The following is an 18,822-nucleotide window of genomic DNA, read 5'->3' as shown; positions in this document are numbered from 1 at the left end:
GGGACGGGCGCGGCCTGGCCACGCCCGCCCGACGCCCCGTCAGCTGCGAGCGGCTCGCGCCAGCTTGCGCTCGTGCATCGCGCGCTCGTCGTCCAGCCAGTTCGCGCCCTTGTTGGTCAGGAAGAACATGTAGACCACCAGCGATACCGCGATCACCGCCGTGGCGTACCAGACGAAGGTGGTCACGTGGCCGGTCTTCAACGAGGCCTGGTACAGCAGCGGTGCGGTGCCGCCGAAGGCCGAGTTCGCCAGCGCATAGCCCAGGCCCACGCCCAGCGCGCGGATATGGGTGGGGAACAGCTCAGCCTTCACCACCGCGTTGATCGAGGTGTAGCCGGTCAGGATCACGAAGCCGCCGGTCAGGATCGCGAACGCGGCCAGCCAGTCGGTCTGCTTGGGCAGCTCCAGCACCAGGAACCAGGTGTAGAGCACGCCGCCGATGCCGAAGAACACCAGCAGGGTCTTGCGCCCGACGATGTCCGACAGCCAGCCGCCGACCGGCTGCATCAGCATCAGCACGGTCAGCGCGACCAGGTTGATGATGGTTCCGGCCATCACGTCGTTGCCGGCGAACGCGGTCTGGATCATCTTCGGCCCGGTCACCGAGTAGGTGTAGAAGGCGATGGTGCCGCCCGCGGTGACCAGGAAGCACAGCAGCAGCGGCCGCCACTGGCGCACGAACAGCTCATGCAGCGAGCCGGCCGAGCGGGCGCCGCCTTTCTTGGCCTCGGCGATGGCGTCGGAACCCAGCGACTCGTCCATCGTGCGGCGCAGCCAGAACACCACCAGCGCGCCGATGCCGCCCAGGCCGAAGGCCAGGCGCCAGCCCCACTCGGACACCCAGCCCTTGTCGAAGAAATGCAGCATCACCAGCAACGTGGCCTGCGCCAGCACGTGGCCGCCCACCAGGGTGACGTAGTGGAACGAGGACAGGAAGCCGCGCCGGCCCGGGATCGCCGCCTCGGACATGTAGGTGGCGCTGGTGCCGTACTCGCCGCCGGTGGCGAAGCCCTGCAGCAGCCGCGCCAGCAGCAGCACGATCGGCGCGGCGATGCCGATCGTCGCCACGGTCGGGGTGACCGCGATGACGAACGAGCACAGCGCCATCAGCGACACCGAGATGGTCAGCGCCAGCCGGCGGCCATAGCGGTCGGCGAAGCGCCCGAAGTACCAGGCGCCGATCGGCCGCATCAGGAAGGTCATGGCGAAGATCGCCCAGACGAACATCGTCGCGTTCTTGTCCTCCTTGGAGAAGAACTGCGATTCGAAATAGGTGGCGAAGACCGAATAGACGTAGACGTCGTACCACTCGACCAGGTTGCCGGCCGAGCCCTTGAGCGTGTTGGACACCGAGCGGCGAAGGCTGCCGGGAGCGGCGCCGGAACCGGAACCGGAGACGACCGTGGGCGTGGGGGATGCGCTCATGCGGTGGGACCTGCAGGGTGGACAAGCCTGGGAGTATAGGCAGCGTTCGTATGGGTCATGTCGCGGTGGCCGGCCCGCCGCGGCGGAATCGGCTGATGTTGCCGCCGCTGCAGCGATGCGCTCCGCGCGCAGCAGGGTCCGTCCGAGCGGCGCAGCGGTTGGCGCTCCAGGCCACCAGCGCAGGTACATCCCCGCGTGCCGCGATCGCTTGCAACGCGGGCGCAGCCGACGTTCCACGTCGGGCAGTTCGGGGGGCGCTACGACTCCAGATCCCGGCTCCCACCTCCCGGCCAGCGCCGCGAACACGGCCAGCCCGCGGAGCGCGAACAGGGCACTCCCTGGACAGGTAAAGCAGCATCCGAGGCCGCTGACAACCGTCCGGACGGCACCGCGCCTGCGAAGGGCTGGGACAGACAGCCAATTCAGGCAGCTGACCGCACTCAGAATCGCGCCATTTCACTTCGCCCATGTGACGAATATCATATTTTCCTCTCCTTTTCGCGACGGAGTCGGCATATGGATAGTGACGTGGCCGCATTTACGGACAAATCGGGATTCCGGCTCACCGGGCCGCTGACGGCGCTTCCCAGGCGGCCGCTCGGCCTCAGGCGCAAGCTCAGGCGCACCGCCCACGTCTTCGTCACCCGGCTGCCGTGGCGCTGGCAGGAGCGCCTCTACTTCCTCGATACCTTCGGCCGCTGGCCGAACCTGTACGCGCCGGTCTGTTTCAACGAGAAGGTGCTGTACCGCAAGTCGGTGTACGGCGACCACGAAACCTATCGACGGCTGACCGACAAGATCGCCGTGCGCGACTACGTCGCCGCCCGCATCGGCGCTCGCTACCTGATCCCGCTGCTGTTCAGCACCACCGATCCCACCTCGCTGCTGACCTTCCCGCGCTGGGTGCACACCGTCATCAAGCCCAACCATGGCGCGGGCATGGTGGAGGTACTGCTCGACGAGCCGGACGACCGCCGCAAACAGGCCCTGCTCGACAGCTGCTCGCGCTGGCTGCAGACCGACTACTCCAAGGTGGTGCGCGAGATCCACTACCGCGGCATCCCGCCGTGCATCCTGGTGGAGCAGTACATCGGCGACGGCACCCAGGCGCCGGTCGACTACAAGTTCCACATGTTCAAGCAGCCCGACGGCAGCTTCCAGTACGTCCTGCAGGTGATCTACAACCGCTCGCAGCCGCCGCTGGCGATGACCTTCTTCGTCAACAACCTGGACGAACCGCACCACCGCATCCGCGACGCGGGGCAGGCGCCGCCGTGCGGGCAGGCGCTGCTGCAGGAGGCGCTGGAACTGAGCAAGACACTCGCCGTCGACTTCGATTACGTGCGCGTGGACTGGTACATCCAGGAGGGCCGGATCTATTTCGGCGAACTCACCTTCACCCCGGGTGCGGGACTGGTGACCGGATTGGATCGTGGGCTGGACCGGATCATGGGCGACATGTGGGTGCAGCCGCGCGCGCCGGAGAAACCGACGTTCTCCGCTCTCTGGCGCAAACCGGTCATGGCCATCGGCCCGAACCAGTAGCGCGAAGACCGACACGTTCGTTGCGATCGCGCGACGTCGGCCCATCGGCCTGCGCAAGGCGCGTGAAAAGCGCATGGCGACCAGCCCAAGAACCGGCGTCGACAGAGCCGATGCCAGCGGCGATTTGATCTAATGCCGTCGCAAGCATCGACAGGACACCCGCGTGACCTCTTTCGACCCCGCGACCCGCCCCTTCCGCATCGCCGTGCCGACCGAGCAGGTCGAGGACCTGCAGCGCCGGCTACGCACAGCGCGCTGGCCGATGCCGCTGGACGATACGGCGTGGGAGGACGGCACCAGCCTGGCCTTCCTGCGGCGGCTGGCCGAGCATTGGCAGCATCGTTTCTCGTGGCCGGAACAGGAAGCGCGGCTGAACCGGATGGCGCACTTCAGAACCGAGATCGACGGCTACGACCTGCACTTCGTTCACCAGCGCGGCCAGGGACCGGCGCCGTTGCCGCTGCTGCTGACGCATGGCTGGCCGGGGTCGTTTGCCGAGTTCGAGCGGATCCTGCCGATGCTGACCGATCCCGAGCGGCATGGCGCTGCGGCCGAGGACGCGTTTGACGTGGTGGTGCCGTCGCTGCCGGGATTCGGCTTCTCCGCGGCGCCTCCGCGGGCGGGAACCAGTTCGCGCACCGTCGCCCAGTTGTGGCGAACGCTGATGCAGCGGCTGGGCTATGCGCGCTTCGGCGTACAGGGAGGCGATATCGGTGCCGGCGTCTGCACCTGGATGGGTTACCTGCATCCGCAGGACGTGGTCGGCCTGCATCTCAACTACATCCCCGGCAGCTACCGACCGTCGCTCACCGCCGAAGACGACCCGCTGGCGCCCGAGGAGCAGGCATACCTCGACCGCGCGGCGGCGTTTTCCGCGGCCGAGGGCGCCTATGCCGCGCTGCAGGCCACCAAGCCGCAAACCCTGGCGTTCGCGCTGACCGACTCGCCGATCGGCCTTGCCGGCTGGATCGCCGAGAAGTTCCGCAGCTGGAGCGACTGCAACGGCGACCTGGAACGCGTGGTGCCGCTGGATACGCTGCTCACCGACATCTCGCTGTACTGGTTCGGCAACGCCATCGATGCGTCGCTGCGCATGTACAAGGAAAATCGCCTGGCGCCGCTGCACTTCGCGCACGGCGAGCGGGTGCTGCCGCCGCTCGGCTTCGCACGGTTTCCCAAGGAGCTGCCCACGCCGCCGCGCCGCTACGTGGAGCGCGTGTTTCGGGTGCAACGCTGGACGCAGATGTCCGCCGGCGGCCACTTCGCCGCACTGGAACGCCCCGCCGAACTGGCCGAGGACATTCGTGCGTTCTTCCGTCCCTTGCGCGGGCGCTGACCGCGCCAAGGCGCAACGGCCTGGTCGTGTGGCGATGTGGTCGAAGCAGACGCGCCACCGTCGCCGTCCTGGCAGCCGATCGAGATCCCGCCGCGAAGGCCAACCTGCGTTCCAAGGCCAAGGGCATCCAGGCCTGTCGTTTGGCAGTGGAGATCGGCCATCAGGCCGGTCGATGGCGCCGTGCCGTGCGCACCTCGGCGCGGCCCGGCCGGACGATGGCGTCCCGCCAGCACTAACAGCGCCTAAGCGTGCTGCGACCCGACAAATGAACGGAGCCTCGCACGCGTTACGATGGCGCCCCCACCGGCCGCACCCTGCAGACCCCCCATGAAGGCCCGCACTCCCGACGCAGCCGCGGCGGCATGAGCAACGCGTCGCATCGCGCGGACCCCCGGGCCAAATCCTGGGGCGAACGCCTGGAGCCCTGGATTGCCGCGCTCGTCAGCGCCGTGCTGCACCTGCTGATGCTGCTGCTGTTGCTGCTGGCCGACCCGCCCACCATGACCACCCCGCAAGGCGCCGCCAGCGGCGGCCGGACCAGGGTGGATTTCATCGGCGCCACGCGCCAGCCGGTGCATCCGGCCAAGACGCCGCCCTCGCCCACCCCCGCGCAGAAGCCAGTAGCGGCCAAGAAACGGCGCGCCACCTCGCCGGTGCAGTCCACGCTGGTCGCGCAGTCCGACCATCCCGTGCCACCGCCCGATCCGACCGCCACGGCCAGCACGCCGGCACCGCCTGCGCCCACGCCGGCCGAGCAGCCGGCGCCGCCGCAGCCGGACCCTGACGCGCAGCAGCAGGCCCAGGCCGCCGCCAGCGCACCCGAACCGACACAGCGCCGCGAGACCTGGACCGGGCGGCCGCCAGGCGCCATCGATGAAGACCTCGGCCCCAACGAAGCGGGGCTGGTTCGCGACGGCGGCGGCCGCGGCGGCCGTCGTGGCGACCCCAGCGACGCCGGCCCCAGCATGGAACTGGGCGGCTACCTGGTCTATTACGACCTGCGCAGCGAAACCCTGCTGCGCGCCTGGATGGATCAGGGCATGAAGGAATTCTTCATCCTGCTGCCCGGCACCCAGTACCGCATGGCCTGCCCGCTGGAGATCGCGATGAAGCGCGGCTCCGGCAAGTGCCGCGCGCTGCCGCCGGATTCCCCTGAACTGAAAGCCATTGGCGATGCCCGCGAGGTCATCACCATGCTGCAGGTCTACAAGCAGGGCGAACTGGTGTGGCGCGGCCCGGGGCCGTACAAGTAAGCGGCCAGCAACCCTCCCGGAGAGGAGTTGGGAAAGGGCCCGGCGCGACCGGCAAAAGCCCCTCTCCCCCCGGGAGAGGGGTTGGGGTGAGGGTACGGCGCGAAAGCGTCTCGCGGAGTTAGCTGCACGAGGCTTCGCCCGTACCCTCATCCGCCCCTGCGGGGCACCTTCTCCCGAGGGGAGAAGGGGAGCAACCTAGCCCCTCTCCCCCCGGGAGAGGGGTTGGGGTGAGGGTCCGGCGCGAAAGCGTCTCGCGGAGTTGCTACACGAGGCTTCGCCCGGACCCTCATCCGCCCCTGCGGGGCACCTTCTCCCAGTGGGAGAAGGGAACAGCCGCTAGCCCCTCTCCCTCCGGGAGAGGGGTTGGGGTGAGGGTACGGCGCGAAAGCGTCTCGCGAAGCTGGCTGCACGAGGCTTCGCCCGTACCCTCATCCGCCCCTGCGGGGCACCTTCTCCCAGTGGGAGAAGGGAACAGCCGCTAGCCCCTCTCCCGCCGGGAGAGGGGTTGGGGTGAGGGTACGGCGCGAAAGCGTCTCGCGGAGTTGGCTGCACGAGGCTTCGCCCGCACACTCATCCGCCCCTGCGGGGCACCTTCTCCCAGTGGGAGAAGGGAACAGCCGCTAGCCCCTCTCCCCCCGGGAGAGGGGTTGGGGTGAGGGTACGGCGCGAAAGCGTCTCGCGGAGTTGGCTGCACGAGGCTTCGCCCGTACCCTCATCCGCCCCTGCGGGGCACCTTCTCCCAGTGGGAGAAGGGAACAGCCGCTAGCCCCTCTCCCCCCGGGAGAGGGGTTGGGGTGAGGGTCCGGCGCGAAAGCGTCTCGCGGAGTTGAGTGCACGAGGCTGCGCCGATCCCCGCACCTAGCGTTGCTGCACAGATGCAGCGGCGCTTCCGACTCCTGGTGCCTGCGGCATATCGAAACGTTCGCTCACCTTCTACAACGATGCCAACACGTGGCCGCCCGTCCAGCAACTGAAAGCATGTCTTCAACGCAAAGCCAAACCCAGCGTCGACGCGCGTACTGCCGCGTCCGGCTCGCTTGCACGAATCGCAAGCTATCTACGCTTGCCGACAAGTATTTCGCGTGTCGCCACGCGATCGCAGAACCCTTGCACACGCCCGCCATGCCAGCGACAAGCGCCATCACGCCCCATTTGCAATTGCCCAACCGGGTTGTTGTTAGAGTGCCGGCGCGTCCCTGGCAGCGGCCCGCCTGCGCATCACAGCGGTCCGCAACGTTTGGAATCTTTCGTTCGAATAGGAGTTGTCACGTGCCCTGGAAGTCCACTGTCGCAATGCTCGCCCTGTCCACCGCCGCCCTGCCGGCCTTCGCCCAGCCCGATCGGCAAGTGGTCGAAGACATGGTGACCCGCTCCGCCAATGTCTGCCCCGGCCACAGCACCGAACGCACCACGCCCACCGTGAAAGCCGTCCCCGTCGGCGCCTTGCGCGTCATGCTCGAGCGCGGCCTGGTGATGTGCCCCGACCGTCGCCTCGACGCCGAGGCGCCGGCCGTGTTCTACGGCAGGCTCGGCGTCTTCGCATGGAACCCCGACGTGGCGGCCAGCTCGGGCGTGATCGTCAAGCAGATCGGCAGCATGACCCGCAGCGACGAATTCCCCACCGAGACCTTGGTCTGGGACAGCAAGGGCACCGCGCTCAAGCAGCAGACCGTGCCGATGTTCGAGCCGAGGCCGGGCGCCGCGGTGCTGTACAAGGTGCGCTAAGCCCGGCTTGCGCGCTGCGTTCGAACGGAGGGGTTAGCGGCATTCTCGTTCCCTGAAAGCGCAGGCCGACCGCTGTTCCGAATCTCTTGTCATCGCGCCGCGCGCCGGTCGAAGCAGCCCGGCGCGCCGCTCTTCTTCAGCCGGCATCGGCACCGAAGTCGGCGCGCGTAGGCGCCGCCGCCCGCGTGCAGCGGCGCACGGCGTCGACCAGGCGATGGCCCAGCGCATGGAGCAGCAACGGCACCGTCCAACTGCTCCACAGCAAGATCGCGATCAAATCGGGCGATGGCGTCATGCCCATGCCGATCGCACCAGGCAGCGTCAGCCGGAACGCCACCGGCGCCAACGTCACCAGATACGCCCGCACCATCCACCGCCGGTGCCGCTCCACCTGGCCGCGTCGGATCGCCACGAATCCCATCGAACCGGCGACCAGCCACGCCACACTGGTCGCGGCAAATGCCACGCGGATCGCCAGCGGCGCCGGCGACGTGGCGATCAATCCGACCGCCCCGACCATCGCCACCAGCATGCCGACGAAGTACGCGCGCCCCAGCCAGCGATGCAGCCGCGGAAACCTGCGCCAGCGCTGCGTGGCGAACTGCAGCGTCCCGAGCAACAGGCCCACCGCCCCACCACCGAGATGGCACCACAACCAGCCGCGCCGGGTCAGGAACATGGCATAGGCGGGCGAATCCAGCGCCGCGTACTTGAGATAGACCGAATGCACGAACTCCACGCCCAACGCGGCCAGCGCCAGCCACAGCAACGCCCAGCCCACGCGCGCGGCCGGCCTTGCGCGAGGCGCGGCAACACCCTGGCGAATCGGATCGAGTTTCATGCACGGCTCCTGCGGCCTGCCTGCCCTCGGCAGCGGCACGCTAGCATGGAAGCGCGGCGGATCGCGGCCGCCGCCGGATAACGCGCCGCAAGGAAACGGAGGAACGCGCCCAGCGCGGCTCCCCCGTTCCGTCATGCAGCCCGTGTTCCGACATTGCCGCGAATCGACGCCGCCCGCCTCAGTCCGCGCCAGCCATGCGCACCACCAGTTCGCCGTCCCGCACCTCGATGCGCAGCGTGCTGCCGATGGCGAAGCCCAGTTGCTCCAACCAACGCCCGCGCAAGCGCAGCGACGGCACGCGCTGGTTGCTGGCCGCGTAGTAGCCATAGCCGACCGTGCACCGCTGCGGCGGGCGCGGACGGCGGGGTGCACGCGGCGGGCGTGCAAGATCGGCGGCGTTGGCCGCAGCGACCTCCTCGGGCGTCAGCATCGGCGAGAGCATCGGCTCGACGATGGTCCAGCGAAGGGACGGCGGCTGGCGCGGGGCACGCTTGCGCGGTGCGGCGGCGCTGCGAGAGGGCGGCTTACGCATGGCGCTGCTCTCCTGGCGAAACCGCATCGACGCCGTTACCGCAGAGCCGCTGCTCGTGGATCTCGTCCACGACGCCGCGCACCGCGCGGGCGGCAGCGAAGATGCTCTCGCCCAGGATCGGCACACTCTTGTCGTCCAGCGGCGCACCGCTGCACACCGCCACCATGTCGCTCTGCGCGGTGATGGTGCGCAACAGCGCGTGGAACTGGTCGAGCTGCTGCAGGGTGACGCCGAAGGTGAAGGGCTCTTCCTGCGTGGGTAACGTGGCCGCTGGCGCGGTGTGCCGCAGCGCGGCGGTGGTGCGGGCTTTCGAAGTCGTCATGGCATCCGTCCTCGACGTGGGCGGACGGGGTGTCCGCACAGCCAACGTAGCGCGCTCTTTTTGATATCCAAAAATCAGATATTCACTGGGAGCTTCAGCCGCGCAACGACCCTCGTGACCGTAACCTCGAAGCGGTGCCGTCTGCTCGACCGCTGTCCTGAAGCACCTCGTGTCTCGTTTCGTAGACGACGCAATCGCCAGGCGGACAGCTGCTGATTCTGGCGCTATGTTTGGTTCTGGGACGGGGGTCGCATGGGACGCAAACGGGGAAATACCGCTTTTGATGCGCTGGCTGCGTTGTCGTGGCCGCTTGGGCTAGCGGTGGGCATCGCTGGCTTTCTTGCCGTGCGCTATGGACTCGCATGGTGGCTTTCCCAGCACGGCGGCATGTTGGCACAAGGCATCGCGCAGCACTCGGACAGCGCGCTCGCGCCGCTTGCATGGATCGTGCTGCTCGTCTGCTGGATGGCTGCGCTGCTCTCCTTTCTAGGCGCACGCCACCGCCGCCGCTTGCTGGACACCCGCACCACCCTGGAGAGCCTCGCTGCCGGCGGCTGGCGCCAATTCGAACTACTGGTAGGCGAAGCCTTCCGCCGCCAGGGCTACAGCGTGGAGGAAACCGGCCTGGGCGGTGCCGACGGCGGCATCGACTTGGTCCTGCGCAAGGACGACCGTCGCATGCTAGTGCAATGCAAGCAATGGAAGCGGCAGCAGGTCGGCGTCAGCGTCGTGCGCGAGATGTATGGGCTACTAGCGCATCACCAAGCACACGCTGTGAAGATCGTTTGCATCGGTAGCTATACGAAAGACGCGGCACGGTTTGCACAGGGTAAGCCGATTGAGCTGATCGGTGGCGAGCGCTTGTTAGAGATGATCCAGACTCCGCAACGCGGCGGCGCGGCTGTGGCATCTCTCAACTCAAGGATCGAGCCAGCGCTTGTCCCGGCGATCCACGCTTCTTCTCCATCACCCACGTGCCGACAGTGTGGGAGCGCAATGGTACAGCGGACCAACAGGAGTACGGGCGAAACCTTCCTTGGGTGCAGTCAGTTCCCGCGATGTCGAGGAACTGGATAAGTGAACCTGACCCCGATACTCGCTGCAGCCAGTTCCCGCGATGCCGAGGAAATGCAGCATAAGACTCATACATGGGTTTCGCCATTGACACTGGCCGTAAAATCCAACTTCATTAACCTGCCTCAGGGGATAGGTAGATGCCGACAACACTTGCTGGATCTGTTTGGAGAAAATGGGATCTCCATGTTCATACACCCGAATCGTTCTATCAAAACTATCCAGGAACGAAAGAGGAGGCTTGGGAGGCATTTTTAGCCGACCTAGAAGCACTTCCACCAGAGTTCAAAGTCATCGGAATTAATGACTATGTCCTCGTTGAAGGCTATGAGAGGGTACTCAAGGAAAAGCGCGAACAAGGCCGACTAAAAAACATTGACCTGATCCTCCCGGTTGTTGAACTGCGTCTCGACAAATTCGGCGGCACAGTATCGTCTGTAAAGACTGGCGCTACTTGGAGTCGCATCAATCTACATGTAATTTTCGACCAAGTCGAAGCCCAATTCATCCGCGAACAATTTCTATCCGCGATCTCGCCTCATTACAATCTAATTCCTGGCTCTTCGGGAGAAGGCAAATGGAAAAGAACAATTTCACGAGATAGTATTGAGGCCTTGGGACAAGCCATCATAGATTCCGTTCCTGCAGACCAGTACAATAAATTTGGCAATGCGCTGATCGAGGGCTTCAATAACTTAAGTACGAGCGCCGAAAGCGTCTATAAAGCACTAGAGAACGATGCACTGACGGGAAAACATGTTGTTGCCGTTGGCAAGACCGAGTGGGAGAACCTTAAGTGGAACGACCACACTATTGCAGAGAAAAAGACTCTCATTAATAGCGCACATCTTGTCTTCACGGCAGCGGAAAACGTCATCCGCTACAAAGATGCCCGCACCAAACTTTTCGAAAACGGCGTGAACGATCGTCTACTTGATTGTTCTGATGCTCATTGGCTGAGTACTTCGAAGGACAAGGATAGGATCGGAAATTGCTTCACCTGGGTCAAGGCAGACCCTACTTTTCTCGGGCTATTGCAGGCCATCGAGGAATTCGACGCGCGCATCTTTGTCGGTGAAAGCCCGCCCAAGCGGGCACTCGTAGAGGCAAACAAGACTAAGTTTATCAAGACCGTTACTGTTGGTAAGAAACCAGAATCCAACTTGGCCGAAACGTGGTTTGATCTGAAACTGCCACTGAACAGCGACTTGGTTGCAGTCATCGGAAATAAGGGCAGTGGCAAGAGCGCTTTTTCTGACGTTATAGCGCTAGCGGGCTATACAAGGAACTTTGCAAGGTTTTCGTTCCTAACTCCTTCCCGATTCCGGGGCTCCAAAGGGCGATTGGCATCGCAGTTCAACGCAACGTTGACATGGCATGACGGCACCACAACCTCCATGGATCTCGACAAGGATCCTTTAGTTGGCAGCATTGAGCGGGTCAAGTATCTCCCTCAAATGTATCTTGAAGATCTCTGCAATGAGCTCGGCGACCGTGGATCTCATACCTTCGATGCCGAGTTGCGAAAGATCATCTATTCGCACGTTCCAGAGGAAGATCGACTATCACAACCTTCTATGGACATGCTTCTTGATTTCAGGGTTACGGAGATCAATAAGGCTCGCCAAGCATTGAAGCAGGATGTGTCCAAGATCAACCTACAGATACTTGAATACGAACGTCGGATTTCGCCGGAATTTAAATCATCACTGGAAGAACAACTGGCAGCAAAGAAGGCCGAACTTTCTGCGCATGAAGCATCCAAGCCGCAGCCGGTAGAGGATCCAAACGAGTTGCCCGAGGCTCTTGAGGAGTCCAAAGCTGCATCAGCCGAGATTGAAACCTTAGAACTTTTTATTCAAGAAATCGAGAAAGAGGATTTAGCCCAGCGTGATAAGAAATCCGCTGCAACACGACGTGAAGCCGTAGCACGCAAAATTCAGCAGGCTCTCATTAATTTTGGCAAGCAGCGCGACACTTTCATCTCGGAGCTAAAATCATTGATTGAAGAACTCAACATTGAGTTGCCTGTTGAGTCTTTACTTCGCGTGGAGATTGATATTAACCCCGCAGAGTCGATCGCAAAGGATGCACAAGCGCAAATTGTCGAGATAGAAGCAGCGATACAGAGCTATGCTCCAGGGAGCATCCACCAGCGTAGAAAGGAGGCAATAGCTGCGATTGCTACCGCCAAGAGCAAGTTGGACGAGCGACAGCAACAATTCGTTCGCTACAAGGAGGAGTTGGCATCTTGGGAGCGGAGGAAAGTCGAAGTCAACGGCAGTGCGGATAGACCCGGCACTATTGTCTGGCTAGCAATTGAGATTGCGTCCCTCTCGGATGTACCCGCTCAGTTGGCTGCCCTTAAAACAAAGAGAGCTCAGCTAGCGAGTGAGATTCATGGCCAAATCTGTGCAATGGTTAATGAGTACAAAAGGCTCTATGGCCCAGTACAGGCCTTTGTAGCGGCTGCTCAGCAGATGGATATGGAGCTTCCTCTGGTGTTCAGCGTTCGCATTGAGGATATTGGGTTCGAGGATCAGTTTCTGGGGAGACTGAACCGCCAAGTGAAAGGATCATTCTCCGGAGTTGATGAAAGCATTCAGCGCCTGCGCAGCATGCTTAGTGACATTGATTTCGATAGCTCAGCGGAAGCTGTGGCGTTTGCAACTCACATCGACGAACTGCTTCATGTTGACCGGCGCGATGGGCAGGTGGAACGTGAGACGAGATTGGCAGACCAGTTGCGAAAAGGTGTCGATCCATTGGAAGTTTTAGACTACATTTTCGGATTAGAATATCTAAATCCACGCTACTCACTGACATATGCAGGCCAAGAGATCGGCCAACTTTCGCCCGGTGAGCGCGGGTTATTGCTTTTGGTTTTCTATCTTCTCGTGGACAAGGATGACATTCCAATTATTATTGATCAACCTGAGGAGAATCTTGATAATCAGACTATTTACAAAGTCCTCGTGAAGTGCATCAAGCAGGCAAAGGATCGCCGACAAGTGATTATGGTTACCCACAATCCCAACCTTGCAGTGGTATGCGATGCAGAGCAAATCGTCTATGCATCATGCGACAAGACAGCCAGCAAGTTTGATTACGAAGCGGGAGCGATAGAACAACCGGACATCAATGACCGTGTTGTGCAGATACTTGAGGGGACAAAGCCTGCATTTAAGAACAGGCAAGCAAAATATCGAATGCTGTAAACGTCCGTCGTCAATTAAAAACCGGGGTCAAAAACGGGGTCAGGTTCACTTCCTACTGCCGATGCGTAGGAGTCCGAGGGCGTAGGAAGGAACCCGGGGTCAGAGTGCACTTCTTCCTGGCCACCATCGCCGTGGACGTCGGCTCTAGTCCATCATCTGGGTTGTCCGATTGACGGCTAACCAGAGCGCGCACAGAATCCGGCAAACAGGGTCAAGTTCACTTCCTGTGGCCGTTGCCCCACTCCGCTTCGGACAGAAGCGGAGCTTCTAGTCGATATCGAAAGTTTCGGCAAAGCGACTCGGCATGCTGCCAAGCAGCGCCTCCAGGTAGGCATAGGGCTTGATCGCATCGAGCCAGGCGAAATAGCTTGCCTCCGACACGTGCCTGCGCACACCGGCCAGGACCGCGTGACAACGATCCGGTGACAAGAATGGCAGTGGCGGCGGCTCTGGCTCGTAGACGCCCGAGAAATCGCCCTTCAACGTGTGCGCTCCATGCCACAGAACCTCTGCTGGCGTACCGGAATCGAGATCGGCCAGTTCCACCACACGCCCCGACAGTAAAGGATGGGCGGCTAACAACCAGCCATACAACTGCGTAGTCCATAGCGGGCAACGGATGGCGAATACCGAATCGAGCCAGTCAGCGAGTTCGTGGTTGGCCAAGTACTTCACACAGAAGAACATGCCCGCCGAGAAGTCGCCACACGCCACGCTCCACGCCATGCGCTCCCCCCACCCGTGAACGGATCCTCCGGCGCAGAGACCGCCAGCCGGCCTCCGGCCCAGCGAGAGGGGGTCCATCAGGCAGCGGCCCAACGTCTGCCTCGCATCGTCGGCGAACCCAGGGTATGGCTCATCGATACCGCGCGGATTCACGGCCATGAACGCCGTGACGAGGTGCTGATACAGGCTGTCGAACGACTGTTCCAGGTGGCGGGGAACGAGCTGGGCCAACAAGTAGCGATACCAATTGGTCCACTCGTCCATGGGGCCGAAGCTGGAATTTCCGGAAGCGATTTCCTCAAGCGGTACGCGCAGCTCCTCGAGCGAGAAGCCCTCAAGATCAGCGAGCAGGAAGTCGAACATGCGCCGTTCTTCACCCATGAACCACGCTTCGCCCATCGGATGTGCTGGGCGGCGCAACTGATGGCGCATGCGTTGGACACAGCCGGAATTCAGCCCGTCGCCAGGACGCCAGATGAAAGGATGCGCAATCTCGGGCTGTGGAAGCTGATGCAATGTGGCCATGTGGCGATTCTAGCCTTCACTTCCCGCTGGCCCAATGCATAGCGGCCCAATGGCGTAGGACGCATTGCGCCATGCCCATGGCGAAGGGTGCGGGCTATGTGCACCGAGCCATGCAATCCATCAAGGCCGCCGCCAAGTGAACCTGACCCCATTCCTCGTGCTCGGTGCTGCCCTCACTGGCGATTCTCTTATCTTGGGCGATTTGCTGTTACACCCACGACGGTAGCAATTCGGCCGTGTGACAATATGCCGAGCAATTTGGGATGGTCGGTAATGTCGACAAAATGGTCCGATCGAGTAAAGGGGTGGGCAAAAAGCCGAGTGATCTTGTTCGCCGCCAGCTTTAGCTTGGGGGCTGCGGGTGCTGTTCTGGTCCTTGGCATCCCTGGCGCTTGCGGCAGCTCGGCTGAATGGGCTTCGGCTTTCGGTACCTGTGCGGCCGTGGCGGTTGCTCTCTCGTTGGCATCTGCCGAGGGGAGGCGCCGACAGGTCGAAGCTGCTAATCAAGCTCGCGGAATGCTCGTATTGCTCTTCACGACAGTGGTTGACTGGGAGAAGAGCTTAACCAAGCTTGCCAAGCTCACCGAAAAGCGAAGGGCAATGGCTGTGCTCGAATCGTTCGAGGAAGAAGGGGGCGACGCGTTGCGTACGCCTCTGACGCTGGACAGATACCTGGAGCGGATCCATGTCGTGGGTCCGGCAGCAGCGCCACTGTCTAAAGCGGTGATAAGCGCAACGTTCGCGCGTCGCATGGAGGCCGAAGTGCGGGAGGCATTCGCGACTCCAGGAGCCAAGAGCGAACAAGTGTTGGAGAACTTCCAGATGTTCGTAAGTGTCGCCGCGGATCAGCTCGGGATTGCGATTGGGCAGATGGGGGACTACCTCCACATGGGTAGCCGCTAATTCCGCGCATCGAAGTCCGCTGGACGTGGAAGTCGGGGGCAGAGTGCACTTCTTCCGACCACCATCGCCTGGCGGATGGACCTCTGCACCAGCTAATCACCGGGTAGTCAGATTGACGGCTAGCCAGAGCCCGCCACAGAATCCGCTCCCGCCCCACAGTGGGTTCTCTTCGCCGTTGCGCCTCATGCAGCACGCTCCCCCCGGGTACGACTGTCCGTTCTGCGGTATCGCCGCCACGCTGCCCTCGCCTGCGCCGGAATCGGCGGTTGTCCTGGTGGATGCCAACGTGTTCGCCTTGGTGCCGACGCACCACTACGCCGGCATCCAAGGCAACTGCCTGGTGATCCCGCGTGGCCACTACGAGAACGTGCTGGACATGCCGGACGAGCTGGGCCGCGAGGTCTTCCGCGCCACGCGGCGCCTGGCGCACGCGATGCTGGCGGCCTTCGGCTGCGAAGGCATCTCCACGCGCCAACACAACGGGCCGGCCGGCAATCAGGATGTGTGGCACTACCATCTGCACGTGTTCCCGCGCTATGCGAACGATGGGCTGTATGGCGGCGAAAAAGTGCGCTACGCCACCGAGCAGCGAATTGCGCTGGCCGCCCGTCTCCGGGCTGCTTTGCCGTAACGTGCCCTTTTGGACTGCCTGCATCCAGCAACAGCGCGCCCTTGGCCACGGCGCCTTCCGCGCCATGGTCAAGGCCAAGGAGGCCGGCCGCTTCGCTGGCATCAGGCCCGCGCATCGGCACGCAAACCCACCACGGCCACTGGCAAGTGAACCTGACCCTGTTACTCGTTAGACTCGCTTGCCTTGAACACGGCCATTTGGCCTCTGCCAGTAATCCCCTACAGCGCAACCGGAGTGATGTGGAATGACCATGAGTCAATGGATGACGTATTCGCGTGGTGCCCGCATCAAGCGCCTGGCCCCTCTGCTTATTGGCGTCCTCGCCGCGCCAGCGGCGCATGCGCTCGACGCGGCGCAGTGGCAGGCCCTCGCGCCCGCGATCCAGGCCGCTGTGGAATGCCGGGCAAAGCCCGATACCGCCAGTGCGGCGTGGAAGGCGCTGCCCCGCGACGAACACGGTGGCATTGGGCCGATCACGCCGCCCGCCCCCTTTGCGGTGTTCGGCCTGCCGGTGAAGGCAGTGTCCATCTTCATCGACCCGAACGGCGAACTTGGCGAGAGCTACACCGCCGACCTCGGCGCCAGCGCTGCGGTGGCGCGCAAGTCGGCAAAGCTCGGCGCCAACGGGCGCACCACCAAGATGGGCGACCTCACCCTCTCCGAAGACAGCCCGCCGAAGCTGACCTGCACCGTTGCGGGCAGCTACGACGAAAGCGGCTATCAGGAAAACTGACGCCTCGCTGCGTGTTGCGGGAAACAAAAGCCGGGGCCAGGTTAAATTCCTACCGCCCAATGCGTAGAAGCCCAATGGCCTAGGAGGCCAGTGCTCGATACCTATAACGACAGGTATCGGCCACGCTCATCGGCATGGCGCGACGTCCCCGCCGCGATCTTCCTGGCATTCCGCAGCACATCGTGCAACAAGGAAACGACCGCCTGCCGTACTTTTGGGGATGACGACGACCGCGTCCGTTACCTCCCTTTGCTGCATGACGCCCTGCATGCCTGGCCCGTCACTCGCCTTCTGGAGTTGTCCGCATCCGCTATCTGGCTGTGGCCATGCTTCCGATGCGTGGAGGTGCCAAGCTGAACACCCGAGCGCCCGCATAGAAAATAAAGTTGCGTTTCCCCTCAGGAAATGTAATTTAATCTTCCATGGCTAAACGTACCCCGCCCACGATGCCCCGTGCCCAGCGCCAGATCCGCGACCTGGGCGAGCGCCTGCGCGCCGCGCGCATGCGCCGGCAGATGACCCAGGCCGAACTCGCCGCCCGGGTGGGCGTGAGCGTGCCCACGGTAGGCAAACTTGAGCGCGGCGACCCGGCCACCAGCCTGTCCACCATGCTGCGCGTGTTGACCGCGTTGGGCCTGGACAAGGACATCGACCTGCTGGCCCGCAACGACGAGGTCGGCCGCCAGTTGCAGGACAGCCAGCTGCGCCGCACGAATGCGAAGCGGGAGAGCACGCCGTGAGCCGCGCGGCCGACGACGTGCAGGAGCTCACCCAGGTTGAGGTCTGGCTGGACGATGCCGCGCTCGGCGGCCGTGCCCTGGTCGGCCACCTGACCCGCCGGCCCAGCCGCACGGGCGACACGCTCCAGTTCCACTACACCGACAGTTGGGCGAACCAGGCCGCGCCGATCCGCGCCTTTGCGCTGGACCCGCAGTTGCCGCTCCACCGCGGCCCGTTGATCGCGCGCGACGGCGCCAGCGCGCTGACCGGCGCGTTCGTCGACTGCTCGCCCGACCGCTGGGGCAAGCGCCTCATGGACCGGCGCGAGGTCATCGACGCGCGCGAGCAAGATCGCCGGGTGCGCGCGCTGCGCCCATGGGACTACCTGATCGGCGTCGGCGACGCCTCCAGGATGGGTGCGCTGCGCCTGCGAACGGCCGACGGCCGCTACCTGGACGACCATGCCCTGAGCGCTCCGCCGATGACCGAGCTGCGTGCGCTGGAGGCCATTGCGGTGCGCGTGGAACGCGGCGACACCGACGACAGCGACCACGACATCAAGTGGATCAAGCAATTGGTGGCGCCCGGCGCGTCGCTGGGCGGCGCCAGGCCCAAGGCCAGCGTGCGCGATACCGATGGGACGCTGTGGCTGGCGAAGTTCCCTGCCGCCGACGATCGCCACGACGTGGGCCTGTGGGAATTCGTGACCTACCGGCTCTCGCTGGCGGCGGGCGTCGCGATGCCCGCCGCGCGCCAGCTGGCCCTGTCCGACCTGGGCACCACCTACGCGGTGCAGCGCTTCGACCGTGCCGGGGCCGAACGCCGCGCCTACGCCTCGGCCTTCACTCTGCTGGACGTGGACGACAGCGAGGGCAGCAGCTACGCCGAGATCGCCCATGCCATCGAGAATCACGGTGTGGCCTCGGCGATCGCCGACGACCTGCATCAGCTCTACCGCCGCGTCGCCTTCAACGTGCTGATCGGCAACCGCGACGATCACCTACGCAACCACGGGTTCCTGCGCGAGCCCGGTGGCTGGCGGCTGTCGCCGGCCTTCGACGTGAACCCCAATCCCGACAAGGACGCGCACGTGCTGGCCATCGGCCTGGACGATCCCACCCCCGACACGCGGCTGCTGCTGGACACCTGCGCGTACTACCGCCTGAGCAAGGCGCAGGCGGGCGAGATCATCGAGCAGGTGCGCACGGCCATGCGCGGCTGGAAAGAGGAGGCCCGGCGCTGCGGAGCGCGCGGCGCCGAGATCGCGGCGATGGACGCGGTCATCGACGCTGAGCGCTGAGATGCACGCAAGC

16 protein-coding genes are annotated in these 18,822 nt (G+C 63.7%); 11 read left to right on the top strand and 5 right to left on the bottom strand.

Going from position 1 to position 18,822, the window contains the following annotated elements; translation table 11 throughout:
- Positions 1 to 39 precede the first annotated feature (39 nt).
- A complete protein-coding gene (locus J2Y70_RS16755; protein WP_309919981.1) occupies positions 40 to 1,425 on the bottom strand; it encodes an MFS transporter in 1,386 nt (461 codons plus the stop codon).
- Between the two features lie 573 nt (positions 1,426 to 1,998).
- Between J2Y70_RS16755 and J2Y70_RS16750 the strand changes: the two genes are divergently transcribed.
- From J2Y70_RS16750 to J2Y70_RS16735, 4 genes are all read left to right on the top strand, one after another.
- Positions 1,999 to 2,970: an ATP-grasp fold amidoligase family protein gene (locus J2Y70_RS16750; RefSeq protein ID WP_309920018.1), complete on the top strand. Its 972-nt coding sequence runs from the start codon at positions 1,999 to 2,001 to the stop codon at positions 2,968 to 2,970.
- A 163-nt stretch (positions 2,971 to 3,133) separates the two neighbouring features.
- Positions 3,134 to 4,306: an epoxide hydrolase gene (locus tag J2Y70_RS16745; protein WP_309919980.1), complete on the top strand. Its 1,173-nt coding sequence runs from the start codon at positions 3,134 to 3,136 to the stop codon at positions 4,304 to 4,306.
- A gap of 362 nt (positions 4,307 to 4,668) precedes the next feature.
- Entirely contained in the window at positions 4,669 to 5,559 is an 891-nt protein-coding gene (locus tag J2Y70_RS16740; protein ID WP_309919978.1) for a type II toxin-antitoxin system RelE/ParE family toxin, read from the top strand.
- Between the two features lie 1,293 nt (positions 5,560 to 6,852).
- Entirely contained in the window at positions 6,853 to 7,284 is a 432-nt protein-coding gene (locus tag J2Y70_RS16735) for a hypothetical protein (protein ID WP_309920015.1), read from the top strand.
- A 136-nt stretch (positions 7,285 to 7,420) separates the two neighbouring features.
- On the opposite strand, the gene J2Y70_RS16730 is transcribed toward J2Y70_RS16735, so the two are convergent.
- From J2Y70_RS16730 to J2Y70_RS16720, 3 genes are all read right to left on the bottom strand, one after another.
- Entirely contained in the window at positions 7,421 to 8,125 is a 705-nt protein-coding gene (locus J2Y70_RS16730) for a DUF2306 domain-containing protein (protein WP_309919976.1), read from the bottom strand.
- A gap of 178 nt (positions 8,126 to 8,303) precedes the next feature.
- Positions 8,304 to 8,657 (bottom strand): SymE family type I addiction module toxin, encoded by a 354-nt coding sequence (locus tag J2Y70_RS16725; RefSeq protein ID WP_309919974.1) that lies wholly within the window; start codon positions 8,655 to 8,657, stop codon positions 8,304 to 8,306.
- Positions 8,650 to 8,979, bottom strand: coding sequence for a hypothetical protein (locus tag J2Y70_RS16720; protein ID WP_309919972.1), 330 nt, complete (start codon positions 8,977 to 8,979; stop codon positions 8,650 to 8,652). Before J2Y70_RS16720 ends, J2Y70_RS16725 begins: the two co-directional genes overlap by 8 nt.
- Before the next feature lie 252 nt (positions 8,980 to 9,231).
- Here J2Y70_RS16720 and J2Y70_RS16715 point away from each other — a divergent pair, with 252 nt between their 5' ends.
- Positions 9,232 to 10,056: a restriction endonuclease gene (locus tag J2Y70_RS16715; RefSeq protein WP_309919970.1), complete on the top strand. Its 825-nt coding sequence runs from the start codon at positions 9,232 to 9,234 to the stop codon at positions 10,054 to 10,056.
- Positions 10,057 to 10,193: 137 nt separating this feature from the next.
- Complete coding sequence (locus J2Y70_RS16710) at positions 10,194 to 13,271, top strand: TrlF family AAA-like ATPase (protein WP_309919967.1); 3,078 nt, start codon at positions 10,194 to 10,196, stop codon at positions 13,269 to 13,271.
- A 267-nt stretch (positions 13,272 to 13,538) separates the two neighbouring features.
- On the opposite strand, the gene J2Y70_RS16705 is transcribed toward J2Y70_RS16710, so the two are convergent.
- Positions 13,539 to 14,522: a hypothetical protein gene (locus J2Y70_RS16705; protein ID WP_309919964.1), complete on the bottom strand. Its 984-nt coding sequence runs from the start codon at positions 14,520 to 14,522 to the stop codon at positions 13,539 to 13,541.
- A 516-nt stretch (positions 14,523 to 15,038) separates the two neighbouring features.
- Between J2Y70_RS16705 and J2Y70_RS16700 the strand changes: the two genes are divergently transcribed.
- The 5 genes from J2Y70_RS16700 to J2Y70_RS16680 all read left to right on the top strand — a co-directional run bounded on the left by J2Y70_RS16700 (position 15,039) and on the right by J2Y70_RS16680 (position 18,809).
- Positions 15,039 to 15,425, top strand: coding sequence for a hypothetical protein (locus tag J2Y70_RS16700; RefSeq protein WP_309919962.1), 387 nt, complete (start codon positions 15,039 to 15,041; stop codon positions 15,423 to 15,425).
- Positions 15,426 to 15,609: 184 nt separating this feature from the next.
- Positions 15,610 to 16,056, top strand: a complete 447-nt coding sequence (locus tag J2Y70_RS16695; RefSeq protein WP_309920012.1) for an HIT family protein — start codon at positions 15,610 to 15,612, stop codon at positions 16,054 to 16,056.
- 244 nt (positions 16,057 to 16,300) lie between these two features.
- Positions 16,301 to 16,789 carry a hypothetical protein gene (locus J2Y70_RS16690; protein WP_309919960.1) on the top strand — a complete coding sequence of 163 codons (489 nt, stop codon included), beginning with the start codon at positions 16,301 to 16,303 and terminating at the stop codon, positions 16,787 to 16,789.
- 446 nt (positions 16,790 to 17,235) lie between these two features.
- Complete coding sequence (locus tag J2Y70_RS16685) at positions 17,236 to 17,529, top strand: helix-turn-helix transcriptional regulator (RefSeq protein ID WP_309919958.1); 294 nt, start codon at positions 17,236 to 17,238, stop codon at positions 17,527 to 17,529.
- Positions 17,526 to 18,809, top strand: a complete 1,284-nt coding sequence (locus J2Y70_RS16680; RefSeq protein ID WP_309919956.1) for a type II toxin-antitoxin system HipA family toxin — start codon at positions 17,526 to 17,528, stop codon at positions 18,807 to 18,809. The genes J2Y70_RS16685 and J2Y70_RS16680 overlap by 4 nt, the downstream gene beginning before the upstream one ends.
- The last annotated feature ends 13 nt before the right edge of the window (positions 18,810 to 18,822 follow it).

The sequence above is a fragment of the Xanthomonas sp. 1678 genome, assembly GCF_031455575.1.
Taxonomy (GTDB): Bacteria; Pseudomonadota; Gammaproteobacteria; order Xanthomonadales; family Xanthomonadaceae; genus Xanthomonas_A.
The sequence above is the reverse complement of the archived record's forward strand: the minus strand, read 5'-3'. Positions and strand labels throughout refer to the sequence as shown.